We start from the raw sequence: 19,557 nt of genomic DNA on the forward strand, positions 1-19,557 counted from the left end.
CAAAGTTTACTTTGAAGCGAATAAAGCGCCAATAGCATAACCTATATAGCTCGCTTGATTAACAGCGAGCTATATAGGTGCGTATTACACTTTGTCTGGCTCTATTTCTTTAATGTATCGATTTACAGATAAGTAAGAGCCAACAAACCCCAAACTTGTAGCAAGTAAAACTAAAAAGCCAAATTCGCTAAGCGTTAAACCAATGAGTAAAAAGTTAGTTTGATACACACCAGCCACACTGTTTACGGCTGAAGAAAGCCACCACATCATCAATGCAACTGATATAAAAGCAAATAATCCACCAATAACGCCATACCAAATACCAGTCCATAAAAATGGTGCGTGTATAAACGTATTTGTAGCACCTACAAGTTTCATTACTTGTATTTCTTCTTTTTTATCCATAATCGATAGGCGAATAGTATTACCTATTATGAGAGTTACAGACGTTAATAATAATAAGGTAATGGTTATTACACTTTCTTTTAGCAAGCTAAGCAATGCATTTAAGCGCTCTAACCAGGCTATATCAAGTTTGCCAAAATCAACCTCACGTTCCGCTTCTAACTTAGTCATAAGTACCTTGGCGGCATTAGGCTGGCGGTGCCGCTTAGTAGGCGTAACTAGCACAACATCGGGTAATGGGTTGCTATCTAAATATTCTAGCGCTTGCCCAAAACCTGACACTTCCTGAAATTCTTTTAATGCTTGCTGTTTTGAAATAAACGTTACACTCTCTACTTCAGGATATAAGGCTAGGCGCTTAACTAGCGTCGCTGTTTCTTGTTTCGTCATTGTTTGTTTTACAAATAACGATATTTCACTAGCCTCTTCAAAGCCACTACTTACTTGCTGCACATTTTTAACCACTAAGTAAAGTGTGGCAGGAAGCGTTAAGCTTAATCCAAGTACCGCAATTGTCATCATTGATGCCAGTGGTGTACGCCACATTTCACCCAGACTATGAATCCCTTGGCGAAAAATGTTAACGATAAAAAAGTAGCCATTTGAAATAACTGATTTTTTTTGTTTTTCATTTTTGTTTTGGCGGCTTTTAAACAGTAAACTCATAATGCCCCCTGCGCTAATGGATCTTCAAGCATTCTGCCATCCTTTAACGTTAAGCTCCTATACTTCATGCGTGCAACAAGGCCTAAGTCATGGGTAGCAATAAGTACGGTTGTACCATGCTTATTAAAGTCTTCAAATAATTTAAGTATTTCCATTGAGAGTTCAGGATCTAAGTTACCCGTTGGCTCATCGGCAAGTAAAATTGGCGGAGAATTTACAATAGCGCGTGCAATACCGACTCGCTGTTGCTCACCACCCGACAACATAGATGGATGGCATTTAACTTTATCGATTAAACCCACTTTATCGAGCGCACCATGAACACGCTTTGCGATTTGATTACGATGAGTTCCTTCGATGATCAGCGGTAGCGCGACATTATCAAATACAGTGTATCGTTCTAATAATCGATGGTTTTGAAAAATAATACCAATATCTCGGCGAGCATAAGGGATTTGTCGCGAATTAACTTTATTTAAATCAACACCATTAATAAATACGTTACCAGCAGATGGACGTTCCATTAAGCTGATAAGCTTTAAAAGTGTACTTTTACCCGCACCACTATGACCGGTCAAAAAGGCTAATTCGCCAGGTTTTATATGAAAATTAACTTTTTCGAGGGCACGATGCCCCCCTGGATAGGTTTTACTTACTTGCTGAAAATTTATCATTTTTTATTATGCCAACCTCATTAAAGTGTTAATGCAATTGGTATTCCTCGCAATTAAAAAGGGAGCAAGCTCCCTTCTTGGTAAATTAAGCGTCGTCCTCATCTTGGCTAAATAATGCATCAATAAAGTCATCGCTTTTAAACGAACGCAAATCATCAATACCTTCACCAACACCAATATAACGAATTGGAATGTTAAACTTATCAGCTACAGCAAAAATAACCCCACCTTTTGCTGTACCATCAAGTTTTGACAAAGTAATACCCGTTAAACCTACACATTGGTTAAACAAGTTTACTTGGCTAATCGCATTTTGCCCTGTACCTGCATCTATAGTTAGCATCACCTCGTGCGGTGCATCAGGATCTATTTTTTTCATTACACGAGCTATTTTCTCAAGCTCTTGCATCAAATTATCTTTATTTTGCAGACGACCCGCTGTATCAGCAATTAACACATCGACATTACGCGCTTTTGCGGCCTGAAAAGCATCAAATACCACCGATGCACTATCGGCTCCGGTATGCTGTGCTATAACAGGAATACTGTTACGCTCACCCCACACTTGAAGTTGTTCAACCGCAGCAGCTCTAAAAGTGTCACCCGCAGCAAGCATGACCGACTTACCTTCATTTTGAAATTGCTTAGCTAGCTTACCAATCGTAGTTGTTTTACCAACCCCATTTACACCTACCATTAAAATCACAAACGGTTTTTTTTCTGCTGGTATTGTTAATGGCTGTTCAGCAGTCTTTAACATCGCTGCCATTTCTTGCTTCATTAGCTCATATAAAGCATCACCATCCTTAAGCTGCTTTCTATTTGCACCGTCCGTTAGTCTATCGATTAACTTCATGGTGGTGTCTACGCCTAAATCAGCCGTCAATAATTGAGTTTCAAGCTCTTCAAAAAGGTCATCATCTATTTTTTTACCACTAAAAATAGACGAAAATCCTGCGCCAATATTAACGCGGGTTTTTAGTAATCCTTTTTTAAGACGTGAAAAAAAGCCTTCTTTCTTAGGCTTTTCTTCTTTCTTAGCTTGCTCTGCTGCAACACGTTCTTGTTCTAAGCGCTGCACTTCGGCTTGCTCTGCTGCAACACGTTCTTGTTCTAAGCGCTGCGCTTCTGCTTGCTCTGTTGCAATGCGTTCTTGCTCTATGCGCTGCGCCTCTGCTTGCTCTGCTGCAATGCGTTCTTGCTCTATGCGCTGCGCTTCTGCTTGCTCTGCTGCAATGCGTTCTTGCTCTATGCGCTGTGCTTCTGCTTGCTCTGTTGCAATGCGTTCTTGCTCTATGCGCTGCGCCTCTGCTTGCTCTGCTGCAATGCGTTCTTGCTCTATGCGCTGCGCTTCTGCTTGCTCTGCTGCAATGCGTTCTTGCTCTATGCGCTGTGCTTCTGCTTGCTCTGCTGCAATGCGTTCTTGCTCTAAACGCTGTGCTTCTGCTTGCTCTACTGCAATGCGTTCTTGCTCTATGCGCTGTGCTTCTGCTTGCTCTGCTGCAATGCGTTCTTGCTCTATGCGCTGCGATTCTGCTTGCTGTGCTGCAATATGTTCTTGTTCTAAACGCTGCGCCTCTGCTTGCTGTGCTGCAATACGTTCTTGTTCTAAACGCTGCGCTTCTGCTTGCTCTGCAAGGCGATTTTGCAGCTCCACTCTCTGCTGCTCGGCTTCCGCATGTTCTTTTGCTAACAGCTCAGCATTTGCTCGTTCTATTACTAACTTTTCCGCTTGCTCTGCAGCAGCGCTTTCTTGCTCAGCTTTTTCAGCGGCAACGCGTTCTTCTTCTAAGCGTTTAGCTTCTTGCTCTGCTAAAGCTTGTTGTTTATCAGCCTCTGCTTTTTGTTCGGCTTGTTTTTTATCTGACTTACCAAAGCCGAGCCAAGACATTAATTTACTTTTTTTTGCCATACTTGCTAATAACCACTTATAAAAATCTGATAAACTAAAATTTGAAAATAGCTTGGAAGAGCCAACACACTTTGCCAGCCAAACAACCATTCAAAACATAAGTGTTCAATAGTAACACTTTTAATGCGGTTGAAAAATGAAGCTATACGTAATCTACTACAATATTATCTGAGCTAGATCCCAGATACCATTTTTTAGTGAGCTAAATGAGAAATAAAACAACTAAAAATAAAGCAATTACCAAATCTACTGATGGCTTTATTAGAGTGATAAGTGGGCAATTTCGCGGCCGAAGGCTTCCAGTAAAAGACGTACAAGGTTTACGTCCTACTACAGACCGAATTAAAGAGACAGTATTTAACTGGTTAATGCAAGACACGCGTGATGCTAACGTTCTAGATTGTTTTGCAGGCTCTGGTGGGTTGGGGTTCGAAGCTCTTTCGCGTTTTGCAAGTACTGCTCTTTTTATAGAGCTTGACCCAAGTGCAGCAAAGCAACTAACGCAAAACATAGCAACACTAAAATTACAAAATGCACAGGTAAGGCACACTAACTCTCTTTCATTTTTAGAACAAAAAAATAGTAATACGCCTTTTGATCTTGTTTTTGTTGACCCGCCTTTTCGCAAAAATTTAGCTCAAACTAGCTGTAACTTATTAGAAATAAATAATTGGCTTAGCGAAGAAGCACTAATTTACCTTGAAGTAGAGAGCGATCTAAATACGTTCAAACCACCTAGTAACTGGCTGTTAATTAAAGAAAAAAAAACAGGCCAAGTATTTTGTAGACTCTACCAACGCCAGCTAAATTAATACTGTTTTACACTATGCGTTTCTGTTAATATTATCCTTTACATGTGGTGTTGCTTCGGATTACAATACCGCACCATTTTTGAACCACTTGATCAATGTTTGATCAACTTGAGCAACGCTCATAATTTAGGTAGGTGAATTTTTAATGCCAGTAATTAAAGTAAGAGAGAACGAACCGTTTGACGTAGCACTTCGTCGCTTCAAGCGTTCATGTGAAAAAGCAGGTATCCTTTCAGAAGTTCGTCGTCGCGAGCACTATGAAAAGCCAACAGCTGAGCGTAAGCGTAAGAAAGCTGCAGCAGTTAAGCGTCACATGAAAAAACTTTCTCGTGATAACGCTCGTCGCGTTAAATTATACTAATACATTAGGTCTTGTATAAATGAGCCTTTTAATAACGCTAAAAGATGCGCAAAAAGATGCGATGAGAGCTAAAGACAAACAACGTCTTAACCCTATTCGCATGGTACTTGCTGCAATCAAGCAACGTGAGATTGACGAGCAAATAACACTAGACGACGCAGGTATTACCTCCGTTATAGTGAAGCTTGTTAAACAACGTCGCGACTCTTACACTCAGTACAAAGATGCTGAGCGTGATGATTTAGCTGAAATTGAAGCCAATGAAATAGCAGCACTTGAAACCTTCTTACCTCAACAGTTGAGTGACGAAGAAATAATTGCTCTCATTGACGCGGCTATTGCTGATACTAACGCAGCAGGTATGCAAGACATGGGTAAAGTGATGGGTATAATCAAAAGCAAAGCTGAAGGTCGCGCCGATATGGGTAAGATCTCTGGTTTAATAAAGCAAAGATTAACTGCCTAACACTCCCTATACGTAAAGTATAATTGAAGTAAACCGAGCCTTGTGCTCGGTTTCTTTGTTTTTACGTCGCTAAAAAGTAAACGTTATGCCTATATTCAAAAATGAAATTATTTATTCTGACTCTATTTATTTAGCCGTCATTTTGATAAGTTAAGTTCCAATTATTTATACCTTACGAGTATAAATTTTAAGTTTCACTTTCGTTATTCTTCTTAATATTTCAGGACTGTATTTTACTAATGGCTGGAAAGATCCCACGAAGTTTTATAGATGATTTACTTGCCAGAACCGATATTGTCGACCTGATAGACTCTAAAGTTGGGCTTAAAAAAGCCGGTAAAGACTATCAAGCGTGTTGCCCTTTTCATAACGAAAAGTCTCCCTCGTTTACGGTATCGCAAGATAAACAGTTTTATCATTGCTTTGGCTGTGGGGCGAATGGCAACGCAATATCGTTTGTTATGGAATACGACAAACTAGAGTTTGTTGATGCCATTGAAGAGCTTGCCAGCATGCTCAACTTGGACGTGCCCCGCGAACAAGGCGGTAGCTCTGCGCCAGAACGTACCGCTGCGCAAAAGCGTTCAGATTACGATTTGATGCTTCATACAGCTCGCTTTTATCAGCACCAACTAAAGCACCACGCTAACTCGGCCGCAGTCATTGACTATGTTAAAGGTCGAGGACTGAGCGGAGAAACCGTTAAAAAGTTTATGGTTGGCTACGCCCCTAGTGAATGGGATGGCTTATGTTTACAACTTGGCCGTAATAAAGAACAAAAAGAGCAACTCGTCGAATTAAAGCTCGCCTCAGAAAAAACACCAGGCAGGCAGTTCGATTTTTTTCGCGACCGCTTAATGTTTCCTATTCGTGATAAACGCGGCAGAGTTGTCGCCTTTGGCGGTCGCGTTATGCAAGCTGATCAAGGGCCTAAATATTTAAACTCTCCAGAGACTCGAATTTTTCATAAAGGGTTTGAGCTTTATGGCCTTTATGAAGCTAAACAAGCACACAAAAAGTTAGAGCACATTCTTATCGTTGAAGGCTACATGGATGTTGTTGCACTTGCAGAAAAAGAGATTGAATACGCTGTTGCAGCACTGGGAACCGCCACAACAAGCGAACACATGCATACGTTATTTAGAACGACCGATAAGGTCATTTGTTGTTACGATGGCGACCGAGCTGGACGCGATGCAGCTTGGCGGGCACTTGAAAATGCGCTCCCCTACTTAAATGACGGTAAAGCATTGAACTTTGTATTTTTGCCTGATGGAGAAGATCCCGATTCATTAGTGCAAAAAGAAGGTAAAGAAGCATTCGAACAGCGTTTAAGTGAAGCCGATGACTTTACTAAAGTCATGTTTAACAGATTAAGCCAAGAAATTGATTTAACACTCGATTCGGGTAAAGCAAAATTACTCAGTGCAGCCCTACCGCTCATTGAAAAAATTCCGAGTGAATTTTACCAAGAAAATATTTTAGAGCAATTAGGCAGACTAATTGGGCGCACGCGTGAACAACTTAATAATCGATTAAAAACACCAAAGCAACAGCATTCTATTGAGCGAAAATTTAAAATAACCCCAATGCGACAGGCTATTGGTATTTTAATTCAGCATCCAAACCTAGCTAAAAGTGTTCCTTATTTGCCAGAACTTGCACAAATGAACATTGCAGGTATTGGTTTATTGCTTCGCTTGCAGCAACAAGCACTTGAAAAAGAGACTATCACTACGGCTCAGATACTCGAATTTTTTAGAGATACTGACGATTATGAGCCTCTTATTAAGCTCGCTACTTGGCAACATGAAATAAATGAAGAGCGTTTAGAGACTGTTTTTAAAAATACTTTTAAATTTATTGAAGATCAGTGTTTAAATTATCGACTAGAGACCTTATTAATAAAAGACAAGACACAAGGTTTAAATAGCGACGAAAGACTAGAATGTCATTTACTAATGACAGCGTTAAAAGCGACTAACAGCTAGTCAGATCTAGTTTTGGATGTTATACTGTGCTATTCACTGCGTCACATTGTTCTGGTTGGCATTAATGTAAACCAAGTGATGGCGCCTGTTGTATCAACTTATCAGAGTGGAAGAAACAATCTCTATGGATCCAACTCCTCAGTCACAATTAAAACTTCTGATTCAAAAAGGTAAAGAGCAAGGCTACTTAACTTTTGCAGAAGTAAATGATCACCTTCCACAAGACATAATTGACTCAGATCAAGTAGAAGATATCATAAGCATGATTAATGACATGGGTATTAAGGTTAGCGAAAACGCGCCTGATGCCGATGAACTAATGATGCAAGAAACAACGACAGACGAAGACGCAGCTGAAGCTGCCGCTGCTGCACTTGCTACGGTAGAAAAAGAAATTGGCCGCACTACCGATCCAGTTCGCATGTACATGCGCGAAATGGGCACTGTTGAACTTCTTACACGTGAAGGCGAAATTGTTATCGCTAAGCGTATTGAAGAAGGGATCAACCAAGTACAAATTTCAGTTGCTGAATACCCTGAAGCAATCACTTACCTACTAGAGCAGTGGGATAAGTTTGAAGCAGAAGAAATGCGTTTAAGCGATATCATCGTTGGTTTCATTGATCCAAACGAAGACGAAGCGCCAATTTCAGCAACTAACATCGGTTCAGAATTAAGTGAAAAACAACTTGATGACGATGATGAAGACGATGACAAAAGTGACGATGATGAAGATGAAGAAGAAGTAGATACAGGCCCAGATCCTGAAGAAGCTCGCATTCATTTTGAAAACTTACGTGATTTATATAATAAAGCACGTGATACGTTTGAAGCTAAAGGTCGTTCACATCCTGACTCACAAGCCGCCATTTTTGAAATTGGTGAGCTTTTCAGAACCTTCAAGCTAATTCCTAAACAGTTTGATCGCATGGTTAACAACATGCGCGAAATGATGGACCGCGTTCGTGTTCAAGAACGTCTAATCATGAAACAAGCTGTACAAATTGCTAAGCTACCTAAAAAAGCATTCGTTAAGCACTTTGCTAATAACGAAACAGATCCTTCGTGGGTTGATTTAGAAATTTCAAACAACGAAAAATACTCAGCTAAACTTGAAGAAGTTAAACCTGAAATAATTCGTTGTATCAATAAGCTATCTATTATTGAGCAAACAACTGGTTTAAGCATAGAGCGTATTAAAGACATTAACCGTCGTATGAGTATTGGTGAAGCAAAAGCGCGCCGTGCGAAAAAAGAAATGGTTGAAGCTAATTTACGTCTTGTAATCTCAATTGCTAAAAAATACACAAACCGTGGTTTACAGTTCTTGGATTTAATCCAGGAAGGTAATATTGGCTTGATGAAAGCGGTAGATAAGTTTGAATACCGTCGTGGTTATAAGTTCTCTACTTATGCTACGTGGTGGATACGTCAAGCAATTACTCGCTCTATTGCCGACCAAGCAAGAACTATCCGTATTCCGGTACATATGATCGAAACGATTAATAAACTTAACCGTATCTCTCGTCAAATGTTACAAGAAATGGGTCGTGAGCCAAATCCTGAAGAATTAGCAGAACGCATGATGATGCCTGAGGATAAAATCCGTAAGGTACTTAAAATTGCTAAAGAGCCAATTTCGATGGAAACACCAATCGGTGATGATGAAGATTCGCACTTAGGTGACTTTATCGAAGACACCACCATTGATTCGCCAATCGATTCGGCAACAATGGAGTCGCTTCGTGGCGCAACTAACGACGTACTAGCGGGCTTAACAGCGCGTGAAGCTAAAGTACTTCGTATGCGCTTTGGTATTGATATGAATACCGACCACACCTTAGAAGAAGTAGGTAAACAATTTGACGTAACACGTGAGCGTATTCGTCAAATAGAAGCGAAAGCGCTGCGTAAATTACGCCACCCTTCTCGCTCAGATTTACTAAAAAGCTTTTTAGACGCTAAGTAATTTAGCGCTTTGTATAAACTAAAAAGGCCGCTGTAGCGGCCTTTTTTCTATTTCAAGGAAATAAAGATGGCTTGGATCCAAATCCGTATCAATGCCAATGCAGCAACCGCAGATGCAGTAAGTGACCTATTAATGGAAGCAGGCAGTGCGTCTGTTACCTTTATGGATGCTAAAGACACCCCTATTTACGAGCCAAAAATTGGCACTGTTGAATTTTGGGCTGACACCACTGTAATTGGTTTATTTGAAGCTAATCACGATATGAACGAAGTGATCGCACTATTAAAGCGCCACGACGAAATAAATGAATCTCTCGTTTACAAAATTGAACAGCTTGAAGATAAAGACTGGGAACGTGAATGGATGGATAACTTCCACCCTATTCAGTTTGGTGAAAAACTATGGATTTGCCCTAGCTGGCGCGATATTCCTGATCCTGATGCTGTTAACGTTTTACTTGACCCAGGCCTTGCGTTTGGCACAGGCACACACGCAACAACAGCTCTGTGTTTAAAATGGCTAGAAAGCCAAGACCTTACCGGTAAAACCGTCGTGGATTTTGGTTGTGGCTCAGGCATTTTAGGTATCGCTGCTATTAAACTGGGTGCTGAGCGTATGATAGGGATAGACATTGACCCGCAAGCACTCGAAGCAAGCTTAGATAACGCTAACCGTAATGGCGTTGCTGACAAACTTGAAGTGTACCTGCCAGAAAATCAACCTGAGTTTACAGCCGATTTTGTTGTGGCAAATATTTTAGCGCAACCACTACGAGAGCTTCACAGTGTGATTTTAGGGTTGTTAAAGCCAGGCGGTAAAATTGCGATGTCTGGCATTTTAGAAGAACAAGCACAATCGGTTGCTGACATATACGCGCCCTTTATTGAGCTCGATGAAATTGCCATTGAAGGTGATTGGACCCGTGTTAGCGGTACAAAAAATAGCTAAGCATATACATTATAAATTTTAGAGTATTAACTCAAAAGTCGCATGTAAAGCCTGTATTTAACAGGCTTTACTATTTTTTTACAAAATAAAAAATAAACATTATTTATTATAAAAACACCATTCGTTCAAATTTCACACAAATAAACCCTTTCGTCATACGGTTATCAAATGTCAATACGAAAAGTGCAAAAAAAAGTCACTTTTGTTCAATTTATAGCCTTTGATTTTTGTCAAAAAAGCCGTAAACTTAGCGCCCCTTGAAAAGAGGCCTATTGAATACAGTGCGTATCGGTAAATACCAACTTGAGAATAATGTAATTGTTGCGCCTATGGCCGGCATTACAGACAGACCATTTAGACAACTCTGCCGTCGCTTAGGCGCCGGGCTTGCTGTGTCTGAAATGTTGTCGTCAAACCCAAAGGTTTGGAAAACTGAAAAGTCGATGAATCGTATGGATCACAGCGGTGAGTCGGGTATACGCGCGGTGCAGATTGCAGGAGCTGATCCTGAGCTTATGGCGCAGGCCGCACAATTCAATGTTGCTAACGGTGCACAAATCATAGATATCAATATGGGGTGCCCAGCAAAAAAAGTGAACAAGAAACTCGCAGGCTCTGCTTTATTACAGTTTCCTGAACTCGTGGAAGAGATTATTGATGCAGTGGTTAATGCTGTTGATATACCTGTAACACTTAAAATCCGTACAGGATGGGATCCGGATAACCGTAATGGTGTAGAGATTGCGAGAATAGCTGAACGTTATGGCATTGCATCACTGGCTGTACATGGGCGAACACGCGCATGTATGTATAAAGGTGAAGCAGAGTACGCCACGATTAGGGATATAAAACGTTCAGTGTCAATTCCTGTTGTTGCAAATGGTGATATTACCTCGCCAGAAAAAGCAAAACAGGTTTTAGACTATACGGGTGCAGATGCCATTATGATTGGTCGAGCCGCCCAAGGTCGCCCTTGGATATTTAGGGAAATAGACCACTATTTGCGAACTGGTGAACACATGCAGCCACCTGCTATTGCAGAGGTGCGCAGTATTTTAATGGAGCATTTAACAAACCTCCATGCGTTTTACGGTGAGCCAATGGGCGCGAGAATTGCTCGCAAACATGTATCTTGGTATTTGCAAACCCATGACAGTGATGGTCAGTTTAGGCGAGTATTTAATGCGCTCGACAACTCAGAAGCACAGGTCGTCGCATTAGAGCAATACTTTAAAACACTAGCAGCTAACTAAGAAAGAAAGAGACTTTATAATGTTCGAACAAAACGTGACTTCTCCATTTATCACAAACCCTCATGTTCAGTCACACGAGAAACCGCAGCCATTGCGTGATGCAGTAAAAAAAGCTGTTCACCACTACTTAAAACAGCTTAACGGTCAAGATGTGCAAGACGTTTACGACCTTGTTCTTTCAGAGCTAGAAGCGCCATTACTTGAAGAAGTAATGACATACACACGTGGTAACCAAACTCGTGCAGCTATTTTACTAGGTATCAACCGTGGTACTTTACGCAAAAAGCTTAAAAAATACGGCATGAACTAATATGCTGGCTGTGATAAATCACAGCTGTTTATTAAAAAAGCACCTTAGGGTGCTTTTTTTATGCGTACAATTTAGTAGAGATGTTGCAAAATGCTCACGCTTATTGGCGCTTTATAAGTCGTTTTTTAAGTTGTAATCAGTTAAAATGCCCGCTTCTAAGCTAGCTCATTAACTGAGGAAATCAAACTACAATGGATACTCATCGTCCCATTCGTCGCGCACTATTAAGTGTGTCTGATAAAACCGGTATTGTTGAATTCGCCCGCGCACTAGAAGCGCAAGGTGTAGATATTTTATCAACTGGCGGTACGTGTAAACTCCTTGCTGATAACGGCATAAAAGTGACTGAAGTTTCAGATCACACCGGTCACCCTGAAATCATGGATGGCCGCGTAAAAACCCTTCACCCTAAAATTCACGGCGGTATTTTAGCCCGTCGCGGACAAGATGAAGATGTAATGGCAGATAACAACATTTCTGCAATCGACATAGTTGTAGTTAACTTATACCCCTTTGCGAATACTGTCGCTCAAGAAAACTGCAGCCTTGAAGATGCCATTGAAAATATTGATATTGGCGGCCCGACAATGGTTCGTGCAGCTGCTAAAAATCACAAAGACGTAACGATTGTTGTAAACGCAAGCGATTACGATCGCGTTATTAGCGAGATGCAAAATAACAATGGTTCAACTACGTATAAAACACGTTTTGATTTAGCTATTGCCGCCTATGAGCACACAGCTCAATACGATGGCATGATTGCTAATTACTTTGGCAAAATGGTTCCTGATTACACTGAAGAAGCCGTCGAAGACACTAAGTTCCCACGTACTATCAACATGCAATTCACTAAAAAGCAAGATATGCGTTACGGTGAAAACTCACATCAAGATGCTGCTTTTTACGTTGAAAACGATGTAAGTGAAGCATCAGTTGCAACTGCTACTCAGTTACAAGGTAAAGCATTGTCGTTTAATAACATTGCAGATACCGATGCAGCCCTTGAGTGCGTTAAAGAATTTGATGTACCTGCGTGTGTTATTGTTAAACACGCAAACCCGTGTGGTGTTTCAATTGGTGAAGATATTCTTAGTGCTTACGAGCGTGCATTTAAAACAGACCCAACATCAGCGTTTGGCGGCATTATTGCCTTTAACCGCGAGCTTGATGCAGCAACAGCACAAGCCATTGTTGACCGTCAATTTGTTGAAGTGATTATTGCCCCGAGCATTTCAAGTGAAGCTGCAAAAATTGTTGAAGCTAAAAAGAACGTACGTTTATTAGCGTGCGGACAATGGAGTGGCAAAGCAACGGGCCACGATATTAAACGTGTGAACGGCGGCGTTTTAGTACAAGATCGCGACCAAGGTATGGTTACTCAAGGCGACTTAAAAGTCGTCTCTAAGCGTCAGCCTTCTGAGCAAGAACTTAAAGATTTACTGTTTTGCTGGAAAGTCGCTAAGTTTGTTAAATCAAACGCGATTGTGTATGCCCGCGACGGTATGACTATTGGTGTAGGCGCAGGCCAAATGAGCCGCGTTTACTCTGCTAAAATAGCGGGTATTAAAGCTGCTGATGAAAACCTAGAAGTACCGGGTTCTGTTATGGCATCGGATGCGTTTTTCCCATTCCGCGATGGCATAGATGCTGCTGCAGAGGCTGGTATAACAGCGGTTATTCAACCGGGTGGTTCAATGCGCGATGAAGAAGTTATCGCGGCCGCGGATGAAGCAGGCATGGCTATGGTGTTTACTGGCATGCGTCACTTCCGCCACTAATCACAAAAAGGGTTAAGCTCAACGTTTAACCCTTTTTGTTTGCAAGCAATTCACGTATTCTGATTATTCTAACTCCTAATTTTAATGTGAAGGAACAAACGATGAAATTTGCACTAAAGTCTCTACTTGTTGCTAGCCTAGCACTTACTTCAACAATGGCATTAAGCCATAACCATGAATCAAGCCTAAGCCACGCAATAAAAGCAAGCGAGCGAAGCGCTAAAAATAGTGCTCGTGATGAATATCGCCACCCTGAGCAAACATTGGCATTTTTTGGCTTTAAACCGTCAATGACCGTTGTTGAAATTGCGCCAGGCGGTGGTTGGTACAGTGAAATTTTAGCGCCAGCATTGAAAGAGCAAGGCTTATACTATGCTGCTCATTTCCCTAGCGACTCATCGGTTGGTTACTATCAACGTTCATTAGCTGCGTTTAAACAAAAAGTAGCTGAAGACGAACGCTTTAGTAATGTTAAAATTACAGAGTTTGCTCCTTTAACCCACCTAGATATTGCGCCTGCAGAATCTGCCGATATGGTACTTACCTTCCGCAATGTGCATAACTGGTATATGGGTAAAGATACAGACGGTGCATTGAGCGCATTTAAAGCGTTTTATAAAGCACTAAAACCAGGTGGTACATTGGGTGTGGTTGAGCATCGTTTAGCTGAAAACCGTGCTGATGAGGATCAAAAAACATCAGGTTATATGAAACAGAGTTACGTGGTTGACCTTGCAAAGCAAGCAGGATTTGAGCTAGCAGCAACTAGTGAAATAAATGCTAATCCAAAAGATACAGCCGATCACCCTAAAGGGGTGTGGACGCTACCACCTAGCTTAAGACTTGGCGAACAAGACGCTGAAAAATATAAAGCTATTGGTGAAAGCGACCGTATGACGCTTAAATTTAAAAAACCGCTTTAAATAGGAATAGTACGCCATGAATGTATTAGTCATTGGCAGCGGCGGCCGCGAACACGCACTTGCGTTTAAGGCCGCTCAAAACAGTAAAGTAAATACCGTGTTTGTTGCTCCAGGTAACGCAGGTACTGCACTTGAGCCTAAACTCGAAAACGTTGCAATTAACGTTGAAGATTTAGATGGCTTATTAAAATTTGCTCAGCAAAACAATGTAGAGCTCACCATTGTAGGCCCTGAAGTACCGCTCGTATTAGGTGTTGTGGATAAATTTCGTGAACATGATATGGCTATATTTGGCCCAACAGCGGGTGCTGCCCAGCTTGAAGGCTCTAAGTCGTTTACGAAAGACTTTTTAGCACGTCATGCTATACCAACCGCCGATTACCAAACATTTGAGCAAATTGACCCGGCCCTTGCTTATTTAAAAGAAAAAGGTGCGCCAATTGTAATTAAAGCCGATGGTTTAGCCGCAGGTAAAGGCGTTATTGTAGCAATGACACATCAGGAAGCTGAAGACGCTATTCGCGATATGCTTGCCGGTAATGCCTTTGGTGATGCTGGTAGCCGTGTTGTTATTGAAGAGTTTTTGGATGGCGAAGAAGCCTCTTTCATTGTGATGGTAGATGGTAAAAACGTCCTTCCGTTTGCGACAAGCCAAGATCATAAACGTGCTTATAATGGCGATGCAGGCCCAAATACTGGCGGTATGGGTGCATACTCTCCTGCGCCAGTGGTGACAAACGAAATCCACCAACGCATTATGGATGAAGTGATCACCCCGACAGTAGAAGGCATGGCAAGCGAAGGCAACCCGTACACTGGCTTCTTGTACGCAGGTTTAATGATAGATAGCTCAGGTACACCTAAAGTTATCGAGTATAACTGTCGTTTTGGCGACCCTGAAACACAACCTATGATGCTACGTTTACAATCAGATTTAGTTGAACTGATTGAAGCGGCTAACCGTGAAGAACTAGATAAAACCACCATCGAGTTTGACCCACGCGCAGCGGTAGGCGTTGTACTTGCAGCTAAAGGCTACCCGGGTGACTACCCTAAAGGCGATGCTATTTCAGGCCTTAAGGTTAATTACCCTGCTGATGAAAAAGTATTTCATGCGGGTACTAAACAAAGCGGCGATGATGTTGTTACTGCCGGCGGCCGTGTTTTGTGCGCAACGGCATTGGGTAATAGCGTAACAGAAGCACAACAACGAGCCTACGAGCTGGTTAAACAAATTAGCTGGGATGGTATGGAGTATCGAACTGATATTGCTTATCGTGCTATTGCTCGCGAGCAGTAAGCTAATAAAAATTGATTGGTATGACCAATTAATTTAACTAAAAAAGCGCAGTTCGCCTGCGCTTTTTTAGTGCTACACTAATTAAAAGTTTTTAAAAAGTAAGCATACATTGGAACTTAGAACTTTACGTTATCATTCACTTGCTGTTGCCATTTTGATATTTATATTTTTTATTATCAATACATTGGCTTCAAACCTAGTAGTGCCTACTCGTTACACAATTGATAAAACATCACCAATGTATCTCAATCACGCCTACTACATTGATGAAACCAAAAACCAAACATTCGATGCAATTATCAAGCAACCTAATTTACTTACCCATGCTCCTTTTTCAGAAATTCCTTGGAGTTTTACTCAGCAAAATTATTGGTTGTTTCTTGATTTAGAAAACAAAAGCCAAGAAAGTCAAAAAGTAGTTGCTCACTTTGATAACCCAATGGCCGATCACCTCACAGTTTATCGTTTAGATAAAAACAACCATATATTAAAAACTTATAAGTTGGGTGATAGAGAAAAAAAACTGACTTTGTTTCAGTACAGCGTGCCACACATCAACTTTTTGATGGAGCAAAAATCAACCCAGCGCCTCGTTATTAAAATAGACACCGTGGGCATTAGCAAAACACCTATCAATTTATACCGCGATAAAGAATTTGTAGATTTAATGCGTTCTCAAACTGGTATTTGGGGAATATTTGCTGGCGTATTACTCATGGCTGCACTTTACAACCTAGTACTCTATTTTGGTATAAAAGACCGGGTTTACCTTGTTTATATTGGTTACATAATTAGCGCACTGATACTAATGGGTATAGTGCTTGGGTTTGGGTTTTACCTTTGGCCTTTAGAATGGCAACTATTTTTTCATCACAAAGTCATTGTGAGTAATTACGCTGTTTCGTTTTTTACTCTCGCCTTTTGTACTATGTTTTTGCGCTACCATAAAGATAAATGCTGGCGATACACAATGAGCAAAGCGCTGCTTTCTCTTATGTTTGTTATGGGTATAGCTAGCTTTTTTATTCCTGAAAACATCGCTGCGCCACTTTTTTTCTGCGTATTAGCGCTGCTATATGTTGCATGCACTATATTAATTTATAAAAAACTGCTTAGTGGTTTTAGATGGGCCAAATTTTACGTTTTTTCGTGGGTTCCCCTTATTTTAGGTGCTGTAATACAACCACTGGAGCTCACCGGCGTGATTGATTACAGTTTCACTTCGCGTCACGCCTTTTTGGTGGCGATTTTATGTGAAATTGTTTTAATGGCCATGGCGTTGGCTGATCGTGTACGCTATCAACGAGAGCGCGCGCTTTACCATGCAACTCACACTCAACAAACTAAGTTGCTTAATAGCTCTAAGCTCAAACAAGCATTTATGTCCCTGCAAAGCCAAAACCGTTCTACCACCTTGTGCCTAATAAAAATATGTCATTTTAATTCGCTTAATACCATCATTACATCGACTCAAGGTTACACCCTCATAAAGCACATTGCTGAGCGACTAGAGAATGAATTAATGCACGAAAGAGAGTTTGCAAACCTTGAAACCGATTTAAATAACAGTCCTCGTCTGGCTGATTTAAACAGTGGTGTATTTGCTTGTATCTCAACCAAAAACCAAAACCAAGACACACTCAAAACACTACTCACAAAAGTCATTAGTAACCTCCCCAAGCAATATGAAATTAAAGGTTTGAGTCTGCAACTCAACTACACAATTGGCATTAGTAGTGCAAACCAAAGTAATGATTTTGAATATTGGTTAAAGCGCGGTTACTTAGCCTTAAAAGATGCAAAAGGACGTGCAGATCGCGTTGCGTCGTCTGCAATTAATAACAGTTTAATAATGGATGTTGGTTTGGCGGCTCATTTGCAAAAAGCAATTAAAACAAACCAGCTTGCGCTGTATTATCAACCGCAAATAAGTTTAGTCAATAATCAAGTAATAGGCGCTGAAGCGCTACTACGCTGGCCTGATCCCACCTATAAAAACATTTCGATTGAAGAGCTTGTAATATTGGCTGAGCATACCGGAATAATTAATGAGCTGACCTTGTGGGTTATTGAACAAGCTTGTAAAGATCTTGTAGAGCTAATTAACAGCGGCCATAAAGAGCACACAATTAGCGTTAACTTAAGCGCTAAAAACTTAGCCATTAATAACTTAGCTGAAAAAATAGAAAATATATTAATTAAACATCAAGCACCCGCCCACTTACTTAAGTTTGAATTAACTGAATCTGCCTTTGTAGAAAGCCAAGACGTGCTCATTAAATTAGTTGATGAATTATCAGCATTAGGAATAAAAGTTGTACTCGATGACTTTGGCACAGGTTACGCATCATTGAGCTACCTTGTTAACTACCACTTTAGCGAGCTTAAAATAGATAAATCATTTATTTTTGACCTCGTTAATAACCCCGCTCACCAAGTCATAGTTCAAACATCAATAGATATGGCGCACCAGCTTAACTTGTCAATTACTGTAGAAGGTGTTGAAACTCAAGAAATCCACCAGCTACTAAAACAAATGAATGCAGACCGCGCACAAGGTTATTTATATGCTAAAGCGTTGCCTTATCCTGAGTATGTTAATTTCTTAAAAAGCCAATACAGTTTAAAAATGTTAGACTCTCCTTTTTAAACATCTTTAGGGGCTATGTGAAGATGCAAGGCACACTGCGTAAATTAAAATCGAGCTTAACAGAGCCCGTTCAATATCACCTTCCCGTTGGCGATGAGCTAGTTAACTTAAATGCTTTTATAGGTAAAGAACTAACGCTTACATTTAGCGGCACTATTTTGTGTTCTAACTGCGGTAAAAAAACCAAAAAAAGTTATTCTCAAGGTCATTGCTTTGTTTGTATGCGTAAGCTCGCTAGCTGCGACATGTGTATTATGAAACCAGAAACCTGCCACTACGATCAAGGTACATGTCGAGAGCCACAGTGGGGCGAAGCTAATTGTATGATCCCACATTACGTTTACTTAGCTAACACCTCGGGATTAAAAGTAGGTATTACGCGCCATACACAAATACCTACACGTTGGATTGACCAAGGCGCCACTCAAGCTTTACCTATTTTTAAAGTACAAACACGTTTGCAGTCGGGATTGGTAGAAGTTGCATTAGCAGAGTTTATTGCCGATAAAACTAATTGGCGCAATATGTTAAAAGGCCAAAACGAAGCTATAGACTTAAAAGCTGCCGCCGCTGAGCTTATTCCACAAATTAGCGATAAACTAAACGAGCTTAGTGAGCTTTTTGGTGCAACAGCCATAGAACAACTTGATGAAGACGTTGTTGATTTAAACTTTCCAGTCACCGAATACCCAACCAAAATTAGCTCGTTTAACTTTGATAAAAATCCCGTTGTAAGCGGTATTTTACAAGGTATTAAAGGCCAATATTTAATATTTGATAACGGCGTTATTAATATACGTAAATTTACTTCATACGAAGTAACTGTAGGCTAACCATGTTAAACAGCTTTCCACAGTTAATGGTTATTTATAATGAGCTTGAAATAGTGCGAAACCAGCAAGAGCAAAATGAGTGCTTACACGGTGTTGCATCAAGTGAACTAACTAATGTGAGAGTGCTTAATAAACAAGGTCAATACCTTAACCTACAAGCTCAACCTTGCTTAGCCTTAACCGAAGAGCAGCTAGCACATCTTGTTACTGCTTACCTATTAAATGAAGGGCATTGTTGCCTAGGTAAAATTAAAACGCTAAGTACTTCACAGGCATTTGATTTACTCGGGCTTTAAACATACTTTT

Annotated in this window: 17 protein-coding genes; 14 read left to right on the top strand and 3 right to left on the bottom strand. The window is 40.7% G+C overall.

All coding sequences use genetic code 11. The features are described from left to right. Positions 1-84 precede the first annotated feature (84 nt). The 3 genes from ftsX to ftsY all read right to left on the bottom strand — a co-directional run bounded on the left by ftsX (position 85) and on the right by ftsY (position 3,657). The gene (gene ftsX / locus ATS72_RS09575; protein WP_039037998.1) at positions 85-1,071 is read right to left on the bottom strand and encodes a permease-like cell division protein FtsX; all 987 of its coding nucleotides are present in this window, start codon (positions 1,069-1,071) and stop codon (positions 85-87) included. Continuing rightward, entirely contained in the window at positions 1,068-1,745 is a 678-nt protein-coding gene (gene ftsE, locus ATS72_RS09580) for a cell division ATP-binding protein FtsE (protein ID WP_006794808.1), read from the bottom strand. Before ftsE ends, ftsX begins: the two co-directional genes overlap by 4 nt. Before the next feature lie 85 nt (positions 1,746-1,830). Continuing rightward, the gene (gene ftsY / locus ATS72_RS09585) at positions 1,831-3,657 is read right to left on the bottom strand and encodes a signal recognition particle-docking protein FtsY (protein WP_058429747.1); all 1,827 of its coding nucleotides are present in this window, start codon (positions 3,655-3,657) and stop codon (positions 1,831-1,833) included. 206 nt (positions 3,658-3,863) lie between these two features. On the opposite strand from ftsY, the gene rsmD reads away from it, so the two are divergent. The 14 genes from rsmD (at position 3,864) to ATS72_RS09655 (ending at position 19,547) form a co-directional block, all read left to right on the top strand. Beyond that, positions 3,864-4,469: a 16S rRNA (guanine(966)-N(2))-methyltransferase RsmD gene (gene rsmD, locus ATS72_RS09590; RefSeq protein ID WP_058429659.1), complete on the top strand. Its 606-nt coding sequence runs from the start codon at positions 3,864-3,866 to the stop codon at positions 4,467-4,469. Positions 4,470-4,614: 145 nt separating this feature from the next. Beyond that, positions 4,615-4,830, top strand: coding sequence for a 30S ribosomal protein S21 (gene rpsU, locus ATS72_RS09595; RefSeq protein ID WP_002957797.1), 216 nt, complete (start codon positions 4,615-4,617; stop codon positions 4,828-4,830). 19 nt (positions 4,831-4,849) lie between these two features. After that, entirely contained in the window at positions 4,850-5,296 is a 447-nt protein-coding gene (locus tag ATS72_RS09600; protein ID WP_058429658.1) for a GatB/YqeY domain-containing protein, read from the top strand. Positions 5,297-5,535: 239 nt separating this feature from the next. Further along, positions 5,536-7,287 carry a DNA primase gene (gene dnaG, locus ATS72_RS09605; protein WP_058429657.1) on the top strand — a complete coding sequence of 584 codons (1,752 nt, stop codon included), beginning with the start codon at positions 5,536-5,538 and terminating at the stop codon, positions 7,285-7,287. A gap of 124 nt (positions 7,288-7,411) precedes the next feature. Next, positions 7,412-9,256, top strand: coding sequence for an RNA polymerase sigma factor RpoD (rpoD, locus tag ATS72_RS09610; protein ID WP_006794813.1), 1,845 nt, complete (start codon positions 7,412-7,414; stop codon positions 9,254-9,256). A 66-nt stretch (positions 9,257-9,322) separates the two neighbouring features. Then, positions 9,323-10,204 carry a 50S ribosomal protein L11 methyltransferase gene (gene prmA, locus ATS72_RS09615; RefSeq protein ID WP_058429656.1) on the top strand — a complete coding sequence of 294 codons (882 nt, stop codon included), beginning with the start codon at positions 9,323-9,325 and terminating at the stop codon, positions 10,202-10,204. Between the two features lie 281 nt (positions 10,205-10,485). Next, positions 10,486-11,457: a tRNA dihydrouridine synthase DusB gene (gene dusB / locus ATS72_RS09620; RefSeq protein ID WP_010556644.1), complete on the top strand. Its 972-nt coding sequence runs from the start codon at positions 10,486-10,488 to the stop codon at positions 11,455-11,457. A 19-nt stretch (positions 11,458-11,476) separates the two neighbouring features. Further along, entirely contained in the window at positions 11,477-11,767 is a 291-nt protein-coding gene (gene fis, locus ATS72_RS09625; protein ID WP_002957804.1) for a DNA-binding transcriptional regulator Fis, read from the top strand. A 191-nt stretch (positions 11,768-11,958) separates the two neighbouring features. Continuing rightward, positions 11,959-13,545, top strand: a complete 1,587-nt coding sequence (purH, locus tag ATS72_RS09630; RefSeq protein ID WP_058429655.1) for a bifunctional phosphoribosylaminoimidazolecarboxamide formyltransferase/IMP cyclohydrolase — start codon at positions 11,959-11,961, stop codon at positions 13,543-13,545. A 101-nt stretch (positions 13,546-13,646) separates the two neighbouring features. Beyond that, a complete protein-coding gene (locus tag ATS72_RS09635) occupies positions 13,647-14,468 on the top strand; it encodes a class I SAM-dependent methyltransferase (protein WP_006791164.1) in 822 nt (273 codons plus the stop codon). 16 nt (positions 14,469-14,484) lie between these two features. Then, positions 14,485-15,768 carry a phosphoribosylamine--glycine ligase gene (gene purD / locus ATS72_RS09640; RefSeq protein WP_058429654.1) on the top strand — a complete coding sequence of 428 codons (1,284 nt, stop codon included), beginning with the start codon at positions 14,485-14,487 and terminating at the stop codon, positions 15,766-15,768. Positions 15,769-15,877: 109 nt separating this feature from the next. Next, on the top strand, positions 15,878-18,418 hold the full coding sequence (locus ATS72_RS09645; RefSeq protein ID WP_006791166.1) for an EAL domain-containing protein: 2,541 nt from the start codon (positions 15,878-15,880) through the stop codon (positions 18,416-18,418). 23 nt (positions 18,419-18,441) lie between these two features. Continuing rightward, positions 18,442-19,251, top strand: a complete 810-nt coding sequence (locus ATS72_RS09650; RefSeq protein WP_006791167.1) for a DUF2797 domain-containing protein — start codon at positions 18,442-18,444, stop codon at positions 19,249-19,251. Between the two features lie 2 nt (positions 19,252-19,253). Continuing rightward, on the top strand, positions 19,254-19,547 hold the full coding sequence (locus ATS72_RS09655) for a DUF4144 family protein (protein WP_058429653.1): 294 nt from the start codon (positions 19,254-19,256) through the stop codon (positions 19,545-19,547). The last annotated feature ends 10 nt before the right edge of the window (positions 19,548-19,557 follow it).

Source organism: Pseudoalteromonas sp. 13-15 (assembly GCF_001468205.2).
Taxonomy (GTDB): Bacteria; Pseudomonadota; Gammaproteobacteria; order Enterobacterales; family Alteromonadaceae; genus Pseudoalteromonas; species Pseudoalteromonas marina.